Annotated in this window: 16 protein-coding genes and 1 riboswitch; of the genes, 4 read left to right on the top strand and 12 right to left on the bottom strand. The window is 37.8% G+C overall.

The features are described 5' to 3' along the window. Positions 1–283: 283 nt before the first annotated feature. The 3 genes from ADM90_RS06135 to glnA form a co-directional block, all read right to left on the bottom strand. Positions 284–1,147 (bottom strand): AraC family transcriptional regulator, encoded by an 864-nt coding sequence (locus ADM90_RS06135; protein WP_053994142.1) that lies wholly within the window; start codon positions 1,145–1,147, stop codon positions 284–286. 211 nt (positions 1,148–1,358) lie between these two features. Then, positions 1,359–1,544, bottom strand: a complete 186-nt coding sequence (locus ADM90_RS06130) for a sporulation protein Cse60 (RefSeq protein WP_053994141.1) — start codon at positions 1,542–1,544, stop codon at positions 1,359–1,361. Between the two features lie 116 nt (positions 1,545–1,660). Further along, a complete protein-coding gene (gene glnA / locus ADM90_RS06125; protein WP_053994140.1) occupies positions 1,661–2,995 on the bottom strand; it encodes a type I glutamate--ammonia ligase in 1,335 nt (444 codons plus the stop codon). 539 nt (positions 2,996–3,534) lie between these two features. Here glnA and ADM90_RS06120 point away from each other — a divergent pair. From ADM90_RS06120 to ADM90_RS06105, 4 genes are all read left to right on the top strand, one after another. Then, a complete protein-coding gene (locus ADM90_RS06120; protein WP_053994139.1) occupies positions 3,535–4,668 on the top strand; it encodes a fused response regulator/phosphatase in 1,134 nt (377 codons plus the stop codon). 3 nt (positions 4,669–4,671) lie between these two features. After that, the gene (locus ADM90_RS06115; protein ID WP_235473342.1) at positions 4,672–5,094 is read left to right on the top strand and encodes an ATP-binding protein; all 423 of its coding nucleotides are present in this window, start codon (positions 4,672–4,674) and stop codon (positions 5,092–5,094) included. 21 nt (positions 5,095–5,115) lie between these two features. Further along, positions 5,116–6,810, top strand: coding sequence for a methyl-accepting chemotaxis protein (locus ADM90_RS06110; protein WP_053994137.1), 1,695 nt, complete (start codon positions 5,116–5,118; stop codon positions 6,808–6,810). Between the two features lie 89 nt (positions 6,811–6,899). Beyond that, positions 6,900–7,286 (top strand): STAS domain-containing protein, encoded by a 387-nt coding sequence (locus ADM90_RS06105; RefSeq protein ID WP_053994136.1) that lies wholly within the window; start codon positions 6,900–6,902, stop codon positions 7,284–7,286. 58 nt (positions 7,287–7,344) lie between these two features. On the opposite strand, the gene ADM90_RS06100 is transcribed toward ADM90_RS06105, so the two are convergent. The 9 genes from ADM90_RS06100 to resB all read right to left on the bottom strand — a co-directional run bounded on the left by ADM90_RS06100 (position 7,345) and on the right by resB (position 17,521). After that, a complete protein-coding gene (locus ADM90_RS06100) occupies positions 7,345–8,691 on the bottom strand; it encodes a sodium-dependent transporter (RefSeq protein ID WP_053994905.1) in 1,347 nt (448 codons plus the stop codon). Between the two features lie 222 nt (positions 8,692–8,913). Then, entirely contained in the window at positions 8,914–9,501 is a 588-nt protein-coding gene (locus ADM90_RS06095; RefSeq protein WP_053994135.1) for an ECF transporter S component, read from the bottom strand. Between the two features lie 221 nt (positions 9,502–9,722). Continuing rightward, positions 9,723–9,910, bottom strand: a riboswitch (FMN riboswitch). Between the two features lie 235 nt (positions 9,911–10,145). Beyond that, positions 10,146–11,216 (bottom strand): RNA polymerase subunit sigma, encoded by a 1,071-nt coding sequence (locus ADM90_RS06090; protein ID WP_235473340.1) that lies wholly within the window; start codon positions 11,214–11,216, stop codon positions 10,146–10,148. A 6-nt stretch (positions 11,217–11,222) separates the two neighbouring features. Beyond that, positions 11,223–11,459 carry a hypothetical protein gene (locus ADM90_RS24975; protein ID WP_235473338.1) on the bottom strand — a complete coding sequence of 79 codons (237 nt, stop codon included), beginning with the start codon at positions 11,457–11,459 and terminating at the stop codon, positions 11,223–11,225. Beyond that, positions 11,456–11,989, bottom strand: a complete 534-nt coding sequence (sigX, locus tag ADM90_RS06085) for an RNA polymerase sigma factor SigX (protein ID WP_053994134.1) — start codon at positions 11,987–11,989, stop codon at positions 11,456–11,458. The genes ADM90_RS24975 and sigX overlap by 4 nt, the downstream gene beginning before the upstream one ends. A 77-nt stretch (positions 11,990–12,066) precedes the next feature. Beyond that, complete coding sequence (locus ADM90_RS06080) at positions 12,067–13,842, bottom strand: ATP-binding protein (RefSeq protein WP_053994133.1); 1,776 nt, start codon at positions 13,840–13,842, stop codon at positions 12,067–12,069. Further along, positions 13,835–14,551, bottom strand: coding sequence for a response regulator transcription factor (locus tag ADM90_RS06075; protein WP_053994132.1), 717 nt, complete (start codon positions 14,549–14,551; stop codon positions 13,835–13,837). Before ADM90_RS06075 ends, ADM90_RS06080 begins: the two co-directional genes overlap by 8 nt. A 115-nt stretch (positions 14,552–14,666) precedes the next feature. Beyond that, positions 14,667–15,848 (bottom strand): c-type cytochrome biogenesis protein CcsB, encoded by a 1,182-nt coding sequence (ccsB, locus tag ADM90_RS06070; protein WP_053994131.1) that lies wholly within the window; start codon positions 15,846–15,848, stop codon positions 14,667–14,669. Continuing rightward, positions 15,848–17,521: a cytochrome c biogenesis protein ResB gene (gene resB / locus ADM90_RS06065; protein WP_053994130.1), complete on the bottom strand. Its 1,674-nt coding sequence runs from the start codon at positions 17,519–17,521 to the stop codon at positions 15,848–15,850. Before resB ends, ccsB begins: the two co-directional genes overlap by 1 nt. Positions 17,522–17,525: the final 4 nt, after the last annotated feature.

Genomic DNA, 17,525 nt, shown 5'->3' with positions numbered 1-17,525 from the left:
TCAACAAGTCTAAAGGATGTCCCCCTCTCCTTACATGACGGCTCTAGCATTTCTGAATATCAAATTGAATGTGGACATGCTAAAATAAACGCCAACACAGAATGGAATCAAGCAATTCAAAAAATCTAAGTTTGTATAGTCCGCCAGATATTTTAAAGCCAAATATGGATGCTATTGAAAAATTCAATTATTCGGCTCTTCCAATAAAGGCCCATCTCTTCTACTAGATAAAACAATAAAAATGGATTTTGTAAACGAATTGTTGACCAAATCCATTTTATTCTTATTTTATTGGAATCCAAATTTCAGAGTAGGCATCAGGACCATAGGCATCTTCATTTGGATAGACCTCAAGCTCAGCCGTCCCTGCTGGCTCGTATGAATTGGATGGGAGCCACTCTGAATAAATTTGCTTCCACGTATTTTGCATCGCATCTGGCATAGGGCCATGTACCTCAAAGATCACCCATTTTGAGGCAGGTACTTCCATTGTAAGAAGCCCCTCCTCCGCATCACCTACATGATCTGTAGCAATCCAGTAATCAATAAAGCCTTTTTGTCCTTGGCTTGTATTTGGTACACAGACCCCTAGCACGCCATGGATATTACCATTATTTAATTGGAAAAGCTGATAGTCGAAGCCATTTTGATTCACCTCTTGCCAAAATAGCGGAATTTCTCGTGTGTTTTCTCCATCCTGACAATTATACGTTCTTTTTATACCAACAATTTGAAACTTTTCTTTTTCTACGATTTTATACTTCATTGGCTCTGCTCCCTTCAAGCTTACCTGAATAATCAGGCGATTGTATGATTGTAATGCTCCTTGTCTTTTTCTTGCTTCACGAGGCGTTACATAATGCTGCTTACGAAATGCTTTTGTAAAAGCCTCAGGAGTTTCATAGCCATATTTGTAGGCGAGGTCGATTATTTTATGCTCTGTATTCATTAATTCCTGTGCAGCTAATGTTAATCTTCTTCGGCGTATATAATCCGCAATTGACATATCTGTTAAAATCGTAAATGTTCGTTGAAAATGAAAGACAGAGGCATTCACCTCCTGTGCAATCTGTGCAATGGTGATGTTCTCTAATAAATGCTCCTCTATAAAATTAATAGCTTTTTGAATCGACTCAATCCAACTCATTGCTCTCACTCCTTGATACTATCTTAAGTTAGTTCATGCTGCTTATCCTGTCTTTTTATGCTATCTTTGGACAGTAAAATTGAAAAGCATTTTTTGAAAATGATGATGTTATAGGGTGTATCATTAGGGTAAAAAGAAAGCAGTAAGTTGGAAAGAATGTTACATTTAGGGGGATATACAGATTTCACGCTAAGATCATGTAGGAGAAAGCTCACTCATGATAGCTATAAATAATTAGAGCCGAATGAATGATGGTTTGCTCCCCTATATAAAGAGTATTATATTTAATATCAATAATAAAAAAGTCACTTAAATCGACTAACGCACGATTAATATCATATTCAAATTGCACAATATCATTATTTTGTATCGTCACAACTTGGGTTGTTTGTGTCATTGTCCACGCTCCTTTTCTCTAATCATAGAACAGAAGGAAGCCATTGTCACATACTAAAAATCCACTTCACTTTTCAATATAATGAAGTGGATGTTATTAGTTACAAACAAACTGCTTTAATACATCGTTAAATATTCCTCGCGCTCCCAAGTATGAACGCGTGTGCGATATTTATCCCATTCTATTTCTTTAGCCGCTGTAAATTTATCTAAAATATGATTGCCTAATGCTTCACATACTACAGCATCCATCTCTAATTCAAGAAGTGCATGCTCTAGTGAAGACGGCAGGCTCTCAATGCCATTTAGCTCCCGTTCATCTCGAGACATTTTATAAATATTGCGGTTAACCGCATCAGGCGGTGTTAAATCCTTCCGTACACCATCGAGACCTGATGCTAGAATAACTGCCATTGCCAAATAGGGGTTTGCGGCTGGGTCCACTGAACGTAATTCAACACGCGTTGATAATCCACGTGCTGCAGGAATACGAATAAGGGGGGAGCGGTTTTGTGCAGACCATGCTACATAGCAAGGTGCTTCGTAGCCAGGCACTAAGCGTTTATAGGAATTCACAAGCGGATTCGTGACCGCTGTAAAGCCATGCACATGCTTCATAAGCCCTGCTATAAAGCTACGTGCTGTTTGGCTTAATTGTAGCACTGCATGCTCATCATAGAAGGCATTTTTATCACCTTCAAATAAAGAAAGGTTAAAATGCATGCCTGAGCCATTAACGCCAAACAATGGCTTTGGCATAAATGTCGCATGTAATCCATGTCGGGCAGCTATTGTTTTGACAACAAGCTTGAATGTTTGAATATTGTCACATGCTTCAATGGCACTTGCATACTTAAAGTCAATCTCATGCTGACCAGGCGCTACCTCATGATGAGAAGCTTCAATTTCAAAGCCCATTTCCTCTAGTTCCAGAACGATATCACGGCGACAATTCTCACCAAGATCAGTTGGTGCTAAATCAAAATAACCACCGCTATCATTTAATTCAAGCGTTGGATGCCCTTTATCATCCAACTTAAAAAGGAAAAATTCTGGCTCTGGCCCTAGGTTAAATGATGTAAAGCCTAATTCCTCCATTTCCTTTAAGACACGCTTTAGATTGGAACGGGGATCACCCTCAAAAGGTGTACCATCTGGTCGAGCAATATCACAAATAAAACGTGCTACCTTGCCCTTCTCTGCTGTCCAAGGAAAAATAACAAATGTATCATAGTCAGGCTTTAAATACATATCCGATTCCTCAATACGCACAAAGCCTTCAATAGAGGAGCCATCAAACATCACTTTATTGTCTAATGCTTTTTCTAATTGACTAACAGGAACCTCTACGTTTTTAATTGTCCCTAATATATCCGTAAATTGTAGGCGAATAAACTTCACATTTTTTTCCTTTACTCGGCGTATAATATCTTCTCTCGTATAATGTTTCATTCTTCACCACTCCAATGTAATTTAAATTAACATCATTTATAAATAACTGCTTTTAAATTACATTAAAAATAATATTTACGCAATATTTATGTTATATTTTATTACATTGTTTTTTTCGAAGATATTAATGTCTTTTTAAGATGAATGAGCGTTGGTTCGATTACAAATATTCTCAGACAGTCTTATCATATGTGTTTTTTTACCATTTTAAATTTATTTCTATAGGTAATGATTTTCAACTTATATTTTCCATCTCATACGATGCCCAAAAGCCAGTAATAGCAAAGAAATAAAGACTCCTAATAGACGAAAAGGAATAATCAGTGAAAATAAAGAGAATCTTCATCGATTTAGTTTCACTTTATATCACAAAAGTCTTGTATAATGCCATATTTATTGGTAAATTTATAGCAAATTAGAATTTTTATTTTATTCATGAGCGAAGTAAATATGGCGTATATACTTATAGTCAGAAATTGTTACATCAGATTCCTAGAATTCTTCTATGAAAGATACATAAGGCGGTGAAATTAGTAAGCATGTCAGTATTAATTATTGGCAACGTGAGTAATGATGTATTGCGTCTGCAAAAATATTTTCATCGTATCGACATTCAAAATATTCATTGCTTTTCAACACCTGAGGCTGCAATGAATTATTTATTCAATTCTTCTTTAAAAGAAGAGCTAGAATTAATTATACTTGATGTTAAAATGACGCTTAAAAATTGCGAGGAAATTTGCCAGCACATTCACGCATTGAAAAACTGGATTGATGTCCCTATTCTGCTATCTACAACTTACGAAAAAACCGTTACAATTGATAGAGCTTTTGAAGCTGGTATTTTCGATTTTATTTTAAAGCCATTTGATTTCACCCAATTTAAGACGCGCATTCAAGTCGCCTTAAAATATCACCAGGAGGCTAAGTTACGAAAACAGCAAGAAAGTATGATTCAAAAGGATTTATTTGTCGCAAAAAAGTTCCAAAAGAATGCATTATCTCCCCCATTAAATCTCGAATATGTTCAGATTGATGGACTTTATGTAACATCCAATACATTGGGTGGTGATATGTATTGCTGGTTTAAAATTAATGACCATTTAACGGGCGTTCTTCTGTATGATGCAATGGGGCATGGCATCGCTGCGTCACTCGTTACTATGTCTATTCGCTCTCTCTTAAAGGGCATTATTACAAAATTGATTGATCCAGTAGCAGCCATTCAGGAGCTTAACCGCCAAATTTATGAACTATTTTCGGATGAAGATATGGATCGATTTTTAATGACTGCGATCTACATCCTGATAGACACAAAAAACAGAACTTTACACTATGTGAACGCGGCTCATCCTTCTGGTTTTTTATTTGGAAAATACGGAGAAACGGTATTCCTTCCATCGAATACGCCTATCCTCGGACTATTCCCTACTATTCAAATAAATAAAAAAATGATACCTTTATCAGGTTGGCATCGTATTATTCTTTATACGGATGGCCTATTGACAGTAAATGAGCAAAATTCAATTGATATGGACTTTTTCTATACGTATGCTTCACAAGATAATAGCTATGCATTGCAAAAATTCTCTCAAGAATATAATTTATTTGATAATGATTACACTGATGATATAACAGTCGTTTCAATAACCATTACATTACAGGGTAGGTGATTGATGATGGAATTCACGCTCAATGTAAATCCTGATATACATGCTATAGCCTTTATTGATCAAGTTATGGAGAATTACACAAATATATACAATCTACCTTATAAACGAGAATTACGCTTTGTTGTTCATGAATTAGTCATAAATGCTATTGAGGCTATGGGAAAAATAGAAACATGCACGAAAAAAGAGATTCAAATACATGTAATGCAATCCCTTGAGGAAATAACAATAACCGTCACAGATGAAGCTAAGGGGATTGCTGAAAGTGAGTGGGATAGTATTCTACAATTTGATTTAAACAAACTCGATTATTCCGATCGGGGCCGTGGTTTATTTTTTGTTAAAAAGATGGTCGACCATCTTTGGTTTGAAAATATTTCTGAGACAAAATTTTTAGTTGGTATTTCAAAAAAAATTCATCTATAACGCAAATTTGGAGGTATTTTCATGAAACTTTCTATCCGAAAAAAAATAAATCTGCTTATATTTGGCTGTATTCTATTACTTACAACCCTATTAGCAGGCATAAACTTCTTTATTGCTAAAAGTAACCTTTTAGAAAGTGCCGATACAAAGCTGTTATCAGATATTCAGGTAAGTTATGAATATTTAGATGCGAAGTATCCTGGAGATTGGTCTATCCAAAATGATCAGCTCTATAAAGGCGATGTTAATATGGTAGAAAACTTTGAGGTAGCTGATAAAGTTGGCGAGCTTACAAATGGGAATGCTGTATCTATCTTTCAAAACGATACGCGCATTAGTACAAATGTAGTTGAAAATGGTCAGCGTGCATTAAATACAAAAGTATCTGATGAAGTTGCGACTGTTGTATTAGGTGAAAAAAAACGTTTTATCGGTTCGGCAACTGTTTTAGGAAACATGCATCAAGCCGCCTATGATCCGATTTTAAATCGTCAAGGGGAAGTGATTGGTGTATGGGCGACTGCTGTTCCTACTGCTCCCTATGTCAGCATTGCCACAAAATCTGCGCTTGAAAATGTAGCAGTGTCCTTAGTAATTGCCATTATCATGATCAGCGGAATTAGTTGGTTTTTACAAAAGCAAATTATTAATCCTATTAATATTCTAAGTACAAATGCCAAGGAACTAGCAGATTTGAATTTAGATGTAAAATTATTAAACCCTAAAGGTCAAGATGAGATTGCTGATTTAGCACGTGCCTTTAGTCATATGAAAAATCAGTTAACTGAGACGATATCAATCGTTGCTAGTAGTGCCAATCAAGTTGCCAACTCCTCACATTCTTTGGCCGAATCCTCACATCAAACAAGTGAGGCTTCTAACCAAATCGCACTAACGATGAATGAAATCGCAGTTGGTACAACGACTCAATCTGATCAGGCTGAACAAATCGTCTCCATGATGCAAAAAACGATTGAAGAAGTGTCCAACAGCTTACAACAGGCCGAAGTTACTTTAAATAGTGCAATTGAATCAACGCAGATCGCCCGTAAAGGGGAAGAAGCCATCAATGAAGCAATTAAGCATTTAAGCGATGTTACAAAAACTGTGTCATATGCAACTGATTCTATCCAAAAGTTGGGTAAACGTTCTGAAGAAATTGGTGGCATTATTACTGTTATCACTGGCATAGCAGAGCAAACAAACCTCCTAGCACTAAATGCAGCGATTGAGGCAGCCCGAGCAGGTGACCAAGGAAAAGGCTTTGCCGTTGTTGCATCAGAGGTACGACAGCTCGCAGAACAATCGAGTTTAGCAGCTGGACAAATTACAAATCTTATTAATGATATTCAGGCTGAAACATCTGTAACCGTAAGAACGATGGAAAGTAATCTATTGGCTGTAGAAGAGCAAGTAACCATTATTAATAAAGGAGGAAGTGCCTTAAAAGAAATTGTGGAGAAGGTTGTTGAAACAGAAGAAGGTGTTGAGCAAATGAAAACTGCATTTACGAATGTCAACAATAATTCCTTAGGTGTGCAGCAGGCTATTCAGGATATTTCTCGTATTATTGAGGATTCCGCAGCAGCAACAGAGGAAATTGCCGCAACATCTGAAGAGCAATATGCAACAGTTGCAGAAATTACGCAAAATTCAGATGAGTTATCATCAATTGCTGGTAAATTGCAACATGAAGTGAATAAATTTAAGTTTTAAATTTTTAGAAGACTTGTAGCGTTGGCATAAGACCCCTTTCGCTGACAGCTCGAAGTTTTACAAGAAAAAGAAAATGGAGGCGCTATAGTATGAATCAGAAGAAAATTGCGATGGACATTGGCACAAAGACTGATTATATTTTGATTGCGTTTACTGGTGATTTAGAATACGGGCTAATTGAAGATATAAAAAAGGAACTCCAAGCACTTAATTTAAACACAAAGCATGGGTACATTATTGATATGCAAAAGGTAACGAATATTGATAGTACCGGCTTTGGTATGATTGTGAATTTTGCCAAAAAGGTATCTGTAAAAGAAAAGAAAATCGCCATTATCGTCGTCGATGATTTCATTCGCAACTTGTTTGCTATTTCGCAGGTCGATAAAGTATTCCCGATTGCAAAAAGCGAGGAGCAGGCAAGAAAGATGATTAAAGAAGATTGGCTAGGTGAGCTATCACTTAACGATTATTAACGCTATTGTTGCCCCATATAGGGTGTATTCCTAGGAGAAGGAATACACCCTATTTTCTTTAATATTGCAAAAGCATATTGATTAGTACAAAGACAATCACAATGGGTACTACCACTAACATTAATATACGGTATGTTGAATAATAGCCTTGCCCCAACTGACTCCCCATCAATAATTCTTTTTTCACAAATTCTTTATCCACCACATGGACAAGGAAAATGGCTATTAATAGATTTCCTAATGGGAGCATTAAGTTTGATACTAAAAAATCAGTGGCATCAAAAATACTTTTCTCAAAAATTGTTACATTTGCTAACACACTAGAGGAAAGCGCCGCTGGAATCGCTGCCAGAAATACAATGATACCTAGTAAAACTGTCAACAGCAGACGAGATTTCTGACTAATTTCCATAAATGCCGCTACAATAATTTCATATAAGCTAAATGAAGACGTTAATGTGGCAAATAAAAATAACAATAAAAACATCGCTAAAAATACTTCGCCAAATGGCATTTGACCAAATGCAGTTGGTAGCACCATAAATAACAAACCAGGCCCAGCTGTAGGCTCTAAATTAAAGGCAAAGACGACAGGGAAAATTGCTAATCCTGCTAAAAATGAGACAAGCACTGTCAGTACCACCACAGACCCTGCTGAATTCGGCAGACTTACATCCTTTTTTAAATAGGAGCTATATGTTACAAGGCAAGAAAATCCAACAGCTAAACCAAAGAAGGATTGTCCTAATGCCTCTAGCAATGCTCTTCCTGTAATATTCGAGAAATCAGGCCATAAAAAGAATTTAATGCCCTCCAACGCACCATCTAATGTCACTGCGCGTACAACAAGCACAAAGAACATGATGAAAAGCAATGGCATCATCCATTTATTTGCCTTTTCAATACCATTTTGTACGCCTAATGATATAACAAGTACATTCGTTAGCGTAAATAAAACTAGTCCTACTAATGTAATCCAAGGTGTTCCAATAACCTTGCCAAATAGTTCAGTTGGATCCGTTGCAGGGTCAATCACAGCACCACTTATACCAAGTCCGCTATAAATAAAAATCCAGCCCCCTACAACACTATAGAACGTTAATAGTAAAAAACAGCCAAGCACACCCAGACGGCCAATCCAAGCCCAGCCTAGTTTGGTTGGCGCAATTTTTTTATAGGCGGTTACTGCCTCTGACTGTGTACCCCGCCCTAAAATGTATTCAGATAATAACATTGGTAAGCCGATTAATAATGTAAATAGCACAAAGATTAGGAAAAATGCACCTCCCCCACTTTGTCCTGTTACATACGGTAGCTTCCAAATCGCTCCTAGACCGATGGCAGCACCTGCTGACGCTAAAATAAACCCTAATTTGCTAGACCATTGTCCCTTTTTTTCACTCATCTCTTCAATCTCCTCAAACATGCTAAACTCATTCCTATTTTACATGAAAATAGCACACTCGCCTAGGGAGGGCTTCGCTTTTGAGCCCGTCTATCCATCAATTTTGAAGTTCTATCCTACACTTTCACAATTCTATCCGTCAGTCTACGCACTCTATCCACCCCTTCACCTCATCCACATAAAAAAACCTCAAGCATACCATATGCCTGAGGTCCATTTTCTTTATTTTGTTATATACATCGCGCGCTGGCGGTCGATCCATTTACGCATTGTTGTAAATAGTAACGCCATAATAGCCGTTAATAAAATACCTTTTACAATATTAAATGGTAAAATTCCAGCGATAATCATTTTGTAAAGTGACTCACCAACAACTGGTTCCATTCCTAAGAAATATGTGTACATTGGTAAAAATACAGCATAGTTTAAAAAGCTCATTCCTACTGCCATTACAACCGTTCCAGTCGCTAAACCGCCCATTAGACCTATCATGGATTTAAAGCGATTAAAAATAAAGCTTACTGGTAAAATGAATAAAATACCTGTGGTAAAGTTTGCGATATGCCCTACTGGAACACCAGTTGGCGTACCTGAGAAAATCCAGTCCAACACATTTTTAAATAGCTCTACTAGAATGCCAGCCACCGGGCCTATTGTGATAGCTGCTAATAATGCAGGCATATCACTAAAATCTACTTCCAAAAATGCCGGGAATGGTGGAATTGGGAAATTAAACAACATTAATAAAAATGAAATACTGCTCAGCATGCCAATCGTAATAAACGATTGAAGTTTAACATTTTTCTTCATAGAAAACTCTCTCCTCTTTGCTGATTCAATCTCGCAAGAAGAAAGGTGACGATCTGCCCACTCATTGTTCATATAAAAAAACCCCTATGCACGAAGCATAAGGGAGAAAGGCATGACTAATAAACGTCAGCTTTAACTATTTTTGAACACTTTCGATAAAGACATACTAAAAAAGCGTTCGTCTATAGTTAAATTTTCATAACAATGAATGACGATCGTACCTCCATCTTCTCCCATCCAGACTGTAACTGTCGGCCTTGGAATTACACCAAGTCAGCCATGCAAATAAATTTACACAGGTCGCGGGCTGAAGAGTTTAGCATAAACCTCTCAAGTTAATGAAAAATCATTAACGATTTATAACTCTATTACCGCCGGTCGGGATTTTCACCCTGCCCCGAAGATGAATCATATTATTTTATACTACAACTTTACTATAAATAATTATGAGGAAAAAGTAAATAGTTCTGCTTAAAAAAATCCTATTAGATTTGTATGTATTGTGAATCAATTGCATCTAAGCCTTCTTGCTATCGCTCGGAATATTTACCAAAATTTAGTAATATTTTGTGTATCCGATGCATAGTCAGCACCCAAAATGAAAATAGAGCATTCTCCTATTGTGAGAATGCCCCATTTTTACTTTACTTCTTTGACTCTTCTTCCATGTACTGCTTATTTGGTCCTACGGGCTTTGGCAAATAATTTGTTAAATCAAATCCTTCCCAGCTTTCTTGAATAACATTGTCCAAACGCAGTTGTTGATCAAAGCTAGCAGCCGTCAGCATCATTGCCTCAATTAACTGTGTAGCACGAACTGCTTCCATGGCTGTTAAATCAAGCGGTAGATCGAATGTAACAACAACCCCTGCCGTTTCCTCTTTTACGGTGTATGTGATATTTTCAGGAACAGCAGGTATATAGACATCATCATTTTTATTTTTCATTTGTGATAATGCCTCTGTCACCGTTGAGAATGTCTGGCGGAAATCCGGTGATAGATATTCGCCTCCATTTTCATCTTTGTATAAATAATAATTAAAGTGTTTAGGGCCTGTTAAGGACATTGCTAAACTTGGTGTACCTTCTTGTGAAAACTCATAGGGTGTCCCGTCTTCATTTTGAATCTCAAGTTCTGTATATTCAGAGTCGGAGAATGTATCTTCCAACGTCCCTTTATACTCATTTTCGGTAGCTGTCGCTACATCATAGTCATTTTCCTTCGGCAATACATGGACAAGCTTATCCTCTTCTTCCTTTAGCTCGCCTTTATAAGGATGATAATCTGTAAAGCCCTTTGCTTCCTCATCAATTTGAGGAGCGTATTTTTCATACATCTGTAAGGTAGAAGGCTTTTCTCCTTCAAAATCAGCTGCTACACGCTCATTGGGGATTACATAGGTCATTGGGACACTTTCTGCGTCACGTCCTGCCAAGCCAATCCGGAAAGCAACAGCATCCGTTAAATCATCCTCATAGACAGATGAACGTAAGGATAAAAAGCGTTCATGCTCTTTTACAATATTGGACTGAAACGCCTCGTTTGATGTAGAAGCATCCTTTGCAACAGCGCTTTCCTCTACAGCATCGCTCTCTGGTGTAGCTGCATACTGAGCTGTTTCAGCAGTGCTAGCCTCATCTTTTTGCTCAGCCTTGTTATTCATCAATACGGAGCCTACAAGTATCGTTAACGCAAAAACCGCTGCAACGCTCATAAAAATCTACATTTGACGAAGCTTCGATCGTGTTGTTGGTTCTTGTCCTGCAGAATGATCCTGCTGATCTTGTTCATCTTCTATTGGTTGTTGTATAGCCTCTTGTAGGTGAACATTATCTTGCAAGCGAGCATCCGCCAATAACCGATTTAATAGCTCTTCTTTAGAACGGTGGTCAGAAAGCTTAGGGGCATTGTGTAATACATGTTCAAGGTGTTCGTCATCAAATTGCTTATGCGTCATTGCCGTTTCGCCTCCTGTTCTTTAATCGGCTGTAGCTGTTGCCTTAAAAACTTAATGGCACGATGCTGCGTTGTTTTTACCTTTGCTTCTGTCCAATCTAATATTTGTGCAGTTTCTGCAATCGATAAATCCTGAAAATAGCGCATAATAATGACCATTTTTTGATCACCCGTACATTTTTCAAGAGCTGATTCTACTTGTATAAATTCATCACTGGCCTGTAGCATATCTTCCGGTGATGGTGTGGTTGAATGGAGCTGTTCCGTTTCCCAGTCAAAGAAATCAAGTGAATGCTTTTGACGCACTGCTTGTTTTCGAAAATGATCAATGGCAACATTTTTCGCAATGGCAAATAGCCATGTTTTTTCACTGCTATTGCCTGCAAATTGGTCATATGATCGCAACACGCGGACATACACTTCATGCGCCAAATCTTCAGCAAGTGTACGATTTTTTACTAAGTATATTAGAAACTGGAACACGTCTTGATGATATGCATCGTATAGTCGATGGAACACGGAGTCATTCAAAGCACTCCACCCCCGTTCTATAATATTTGTCGTTTTACGTTCACAGAAGTTACAGCCAATTAATAGTAATCACGTTATTAATCGAACGGTAAATAAAACGTAAAGGTTGTGCCTTCCTTCAGCACACTATCTACCATAATATTGCCTGAGTGTGCCTTCACAATATTTCTAGCAATGGCTAAGCCAAGCCCTGTCCCACCTTTAGAGCGCGTACGTGCCTTATCTGCCTTATAAAAACGCTCAAAAACATAAGGTAAATCTTCCTGAGGGATGCCATGTCCTGTATCCTGTACAGAAATTTTTGCAAAGGTTGGCTCCTGCTCTACTTTTACAGTGACCGCTCCCTTATCTGTATGTCGAAGTGCATTATCCACTAAATTTGTCAGCACTTGTTCAATACGATCCTCATCTATATTAATCATAGCATCATCATTAAATTCACTGTCAAAAACCAAGCGAACATGCTTTTCCTTAGCCACCTGTGCAAATTTTTGTGTAATTCGTTCGAATGTAGAATTAATAGGCAATTCATCTTTATACAGTGTCATATGTCCTGATTCCATACGTGCCAAATCTAATAGATCGGTCACAAGACGTCCCATTCGTTTCGATTCATCATAAATAATTTTTGTAATTTCATTGCGCTCTTCCTGGTCTTGAATAAAATCATCATCCATTAGTGCTTCTGAATAACCTTGAAGCATGGCAATAGGTGTACGAAGCTCATGAGAAACATTGGCAATAAAATCGGATCGCAGCTTTTCTAAGCGATGCTGCTCTGTCATATCACGAATAACAGCAACAGCTCCTCGTATCATTTCACCGCTATAAAGAGGGCTAATCGTAAATGTGTAATAGCTACCGTCCATTTCAATTTCCTCTTCCAGCTTATCCTCAAACATTAACACATGATCAAGCATATGATAGAGCTCAGGTGGAATTGGCTTTGCACTTTGTGAGCCTTTATTGACAAACCACTTTTGCATTAAGCGTTCTGCTGGTGGATTGCTTAACAGAATTGTACGGTCACGATTAAAGGTAATTACTGCATCTGTCATCGATGTTAAAATATTCGATAGCTGTTCATTTTCTTGATTAATCACCTCTAAATTATGCTTTAATTGACGCCCCATTTGATTGAAGGCAACCGCAAGCTGACCAATTTCATCGTTTTGAGCTGTTGGCATTTTCGCTTCAAAATTCCCCTTCGCAATTTCAAATGCTAGCTCTCGCATTTTTCTAAGTGGCGATGTAATACGTGAAGATAGGAAAAACGCAAAAAATGTCGTTAACACAAATGCGATAAAAGCGGCTAAAAAGACAATTTTCGTTGTTTCCTTAGAAGTTTTATGTAATGCATCTGGACTTTGATAAATAAAAACAGCACCGTGTACAGCATTCTCCACATTCAATGGAAAGCCAAGCACAACATAGGATTCCATTTTTTCTTGCTCCGCAGAGGATGGCATCATCATTTCCTTGATGATGGGTTGATCTGATTTAAAAATTTCATGAAATGAGCGATTTGCTAAGATTGTCTCTTGTATTTCTTTTTTATTGACACCCTCCTGCATCGCAAAGGATACTTCATTATCACGAATAGCGATAAGTGCGTTAGTACCTGTAGGCAAAATATCCTTTAACAACGCGGAAGTAGATTCAGTTGTTTCATTATCATCTACGATACTTGCAACTGTTGCAGCCGTTTGACGTAAAGACATTTCTGCTTGCTGCATATGATAGTTTTGAAGAAACTCAAGCATTAATACCGTGAAAACAAATAATACAAATGAAACGAGAAGCAATATGGTTACCCATAGCTTCCCGACAACGCTGTTCCATATTCTATTCATTGACAACCTCAAACTTGTAACCAACGCCCCAAACTGTCACAATCATTTTGGCAGCGTTTTCTGACACACGATTAAGCTTTTCACGTAGGCGCTTCACATGTGTGTCGACTGTACGTAAATCCCCAAAGAAATCATAGTGCCAAACCTCTTTTAGTAATTGTTCACGGTCAAATACTTTGTCTGGCGATTTTGCTAGGAAGTAGAGTAATTCATATTCCTTTGGTGTTAAATTCACCTCAATGCCCTCCGCTGTCACGCGATGTGCATCATGATCGATCATCAGATGCTGGAATACCACTAAATCCTTTGAAGAAGATGCATTTGTTGCTGGTGAGAAGGCTTGTGAACGGCGTAAAATAGCCTTCACACGTAACACAACCTCACGAGGACTAAATGGTTTTACAATATAATCATCTGCGCCAAGCTCAAAGCCTTGTACACGATTCGCTTCCTCACCTTTTGCAGTTAATAAAATAATCGGTGTTGTTGCTCGTTCTCGAATTTCTGCACACACTTCCAGCCCATCTTTTTCGGGCATCATAATATCGAGTAAAATACAGTGATACTCTTTTTCTAAAGATTTTTCGATCGCTTGTTCACCATTTTCTGCCTCGTCAACAAGGTATCCTTCTCGCTCTAGGTACATTTTTAATAAGCGGCGAATACGATCCTCATCGTCTACTACTAATACTGAAATATTTTCTGACACTTTCACGATCCCTCTCTTCTAATCTTTCTCTACCTTCTATTGTACATGGTGTGACACATATTGAAAAGAAAAGAAAGCCTTTTCGCTGTGGCGAAAAGGCTTATTGTGTCACAAGTTACGCGTAAGAGTGTAAACCTGCAAGAATTAAGTTAACAGCAATTAGGTTGAATAAAATAATCCCAAAACCAATTAATGCTAACCAAGCAGATTTTCGACCTTCCCAGCCTTTTGATAGACGTAAATGCAGGAATGCCGCATAGAATAGCCATGTAATAAGAGCCCATACCTCTTTTGGGTCCCATCCCCAGAAACGACTCCAGGCAATCTGTGCCCAAATCATTGCAAAGATTAAAGCACCTAAAGAGAATAATGGAAATCCAATAAGCACTGAACGATACCCTATCTCATCAAGTAATTGTAAATTCACACGTTTCACAAGTGGTTGGAAAATAGCACTAATACGTCTTCGCGCAATTAGGCGAATCAATACATATAAAATAGAACCTACGATGAATGACCAAACAACAGTCGTTAATTTTTTTGCATTAATAAGTGCTGGCATTTCAACGATTGGTGACATGCCATGTTCTTCAATTGCTTCATATTCATGCATCCCAAAAATTGGGGGCAAATTATAAATGATTTTATGAGGCGCTCCTTCTTTATCAATATATGTGTAGCTAGACTCATAATCCATTGCATTAAATGTAGAGGTTACTGCCACAAACCCAATCACTACAACAAGACTATACATTACTGCCTCTAACCAAAAACGTTGTTTAGAGGGCTTTGTTAAATCCACTACTTTTAATAAATAGATAAGCCCTGCTACAGCACTAATCGCTAAAATGGACTGCCCTAATGCTGCTGTAATAACATGGATCGTTAGCCAATGACTTTGTAATGAAGGTACTAATGGGCTTACTTCATTTGGGAACATTGCTGCATACGCAATGATTAAAAGTGCTATCGGTAACGCGACTAGTCCAAGAGCCGTTAAACGATAAATAAAGTAAATTAAAATAAACGCACCAACAATAAACATACCAAAGGCAGTTGTAAATTCAAACATATTACTGACAGGCGCATGTCCTGTATAGATCCAACGTGTAATAAAATAACCAAGCTGCGATAAGAACCCAATAATGGTTACGCCAATAGCAAGCTTACCCCATTTATCAATATTCTTACCAGTAGCGTTCGCTTGTTTAATAGATCCACCAAATAGCAATGTCGCCATTAAATAAGCAACGAACGCTACATATAGCAGGTTACCACTTATATCAATCAAACTCATCAGGTGTTGTCACCTTCCTTTTCTTTAATGCTACCATTTGCGGACTCTTCGCTATCCTCATCTTTTTCTAATTGATCTTTATAGGACGGTAATGCAGCAAATGCCGTAACAGCATCTAAATCTTTTTTCATGCTAAACATATTTTTATTGACATGGGCAGCCATTAACACACGACCGTCTGGTTCCACTTGAAGCCATAAACGACGATGATTCCAGTAAGACCCAATAACCACACCAAGCATAAAAATAGCACCGCCAATAAATATGATCGGAATGGTTTTATCTTTACGTACCGTAATACCTGACATATCACGCATCTCTGCCTCAGCAAACTTCATTCTATACTGATTTTCACCAAGCGGCTCTAAAGGCGGTTGCATAATTTCTACAAAGCTTACTTCACCCTCTGGCGTTTCTGGTGTTGTCATTTTAAATAAAAATGCTGGATTATTTGGCACAGACGTTTTTGTTCGTGGCTCACCATTTTCAAAGCCATCAAAATCCGGTGTATAGACAAGAATCTGCACAGAAGAGCCATTGCCTAAATCATACTCTTTTTTAGGATTTGTTAAATCAATTTCCACCTTACCAAGTGATTCTTCTGTTGTTTTATGCACTAATTCAAAGTTCATTTGCTTTAATTCATTTAAGCGATAGTCCATTTGATAAAGGGCAAAGCCATCTTCCTTCAAAGGATGATTAACACGAATCGAATAGTCTTTCACTTTTTCTAAATTTTCCGTATCTCCAGGTAGTGCATCTTCCGGCTGCTTATACAGTGTAACATCTGTTTGGAAGTTTTTTGCTACCACATTCACACCTTGTTTTACTTGCTCTCCCTGTGGCTCATTATCATGGGTCTCTAAAATAAAATCACGATTTTCAATAAAATAACCATCCATGCTAGGAATAGCACGTGTTTCACCTTCACGCACCCAGATGGATTCATCCACATAGAAGCCTGGGAGCAAACGTAGCATGACTCCACCTAAAAAGATAATAAGCCCCACATGGTTTATGTACGGACCGTAACGAGAAAAGCGTCCTTTTTCCGCTAAGAGAGCGCTACCATCTCGACGAACAGCATATTTCATCTCCGTCATTTTTTGTGCAACTTTATCAAGCGTTTCTTCAGTACCAGCCGTTACTTGCCCTTCTGCCACAATACGTTGACGCTTCATAAAGCTTTCATGTCTTTTCACACGTTGGTTCTTTAATGATTTATGCAGCGGTATTCCTCGGTCAAGACTCGCTACAATAATGGAGACAGCTAGCATACCAACTAAAATTTGGAACCACCAGGAGCTATATAAATCTGAAAGACCTAATGCGTAATAAATTTTACCAAATACACCATATACATCTTCGTAATAAGCACCCTTCTCCATATCAGAAGCTTTTACATAAAATTCTTGTGGTAGCAATGTGCCGATTGAAGCAGCAATTAATGTGATAATAATTAAGGCTATACCAACTTTAACACTCGAAAAGAAATTCCAAATCTTATCAATAATTGATTTGTTATAAGTTTTAGATCGAATCGCCATGCCATCATAGCGCATATCCACAACTTTATTTTGCTTCTCTTCTTCAGTTAAAGGACGACCACATTTTTCACAGAGCTTCGTGCCATATGGGTTACTATGACCACAAGCACAAATGATTTTTTCCATCGTC

The sequence above is a fragment of the Lysinibacillus macroides genome, from assembly GCF_001281525.1.
Taxonomy (GTDB): Bacteria; Bacillota; Bacilli; order Bacillales_A; family Planococcaceae; genus Lysinibacillus; species Lysinibacillus macroides.
This window is presented reverse-complemented; position numbering and strand designations above follow the sequence as displayed.

Coding starts and splice junctions, on each gene's coding strand:
- ADM90_RS06135 (WP_053994142.1), bottom strand. CDS start 1,147: ATGAGTTGGATTGAGTCGATTCAAAAAGCTATTAATTTTATAGAGGAG.
- ADM90_RS06130 (WP_053994141.1), bottom strand. CDS start 1,544: ATGACACAAACAACCCAAGTTGTGACGATACAAAATAATGATATTGTG.
- glnA (WP_053994140.1), bottom strand. CDS start 2,995: ATGAAACATTATACGAGAGAAGATATTATACGCCGAGTAAAGGAAAAA.
- ADM90_RS06120 (WP_053994139.1), top strand. CDS start 3,535: ATGTCAGTATTAATTATTGGCAACGTGAGTAATGATGTATTGCGTCTG.
- ADM90_RS06115 (WP_235473342.1), top strand. CDS start 4,672: ATGATGGAATTCACGCTCAATGTAAATCCTGATATACATGCTATAGCC.
- ADM90_RS06110 (WP_053994137.1), top strand. CDS start 5,116: ATGAAACTTTCTATCCGAAAAAAAATAAATCTGCTTATATTTGGCTGT.
- ADM90_RS06105 (WP_053994136.1), top strand. CDS start 6,900: ATGAATCAGAAGAAAATTGCGATGGACATTGGCACAAAGACTGATTAT.
- ADM90_RS06100 (WP_053994905.1), bottom strand. CDS start 8,691: ATGAGTGAAAAAAAGGGACAATGGTCTAGCAAATTAGGGTTTATTTTA.
- ADM90_RS06095 (WP_053994135.1), bottom strand. CDS start 9,501: ATGAAGAAAAATGTTAAACTTCAATCGTTTATTACGATTGGCATGCTG.
- ADM90_RS06090 (WP_235473340.1), bottom strand. CDS start 11,216: ATGAGCGTTGCAGCGGTTTTTGCGTTAACGATACTTGTAGGCTCCGTA.
- ADM90_RS24975 (WP_235473338.1), bottom strand. CDS start 11,459: ATGACGCATAAGCAATTTGATGACGAACACCTTGAACATGTATTACAC.
- ADM90_RS06080 (WP_053994133.1), bottom strand. CDS start 13,842: ATGAATAGAATATGGAACAGCGTTGTCGGGAAGCTATGGGTAACCATA.
- ccsB (WP_053994131.1), bottom strand. CDS start 15,848: ATGAGTTTGATTGATATAAGTGGTAACCTGCTATATGTAGCGTTCGTT.
- resB (WP_053994130.1), bottom strand. CDS start 17,521: ATGGAAAAAATCATTTGTGCTTGTGGTCATAGTAACCCATATGGCACG.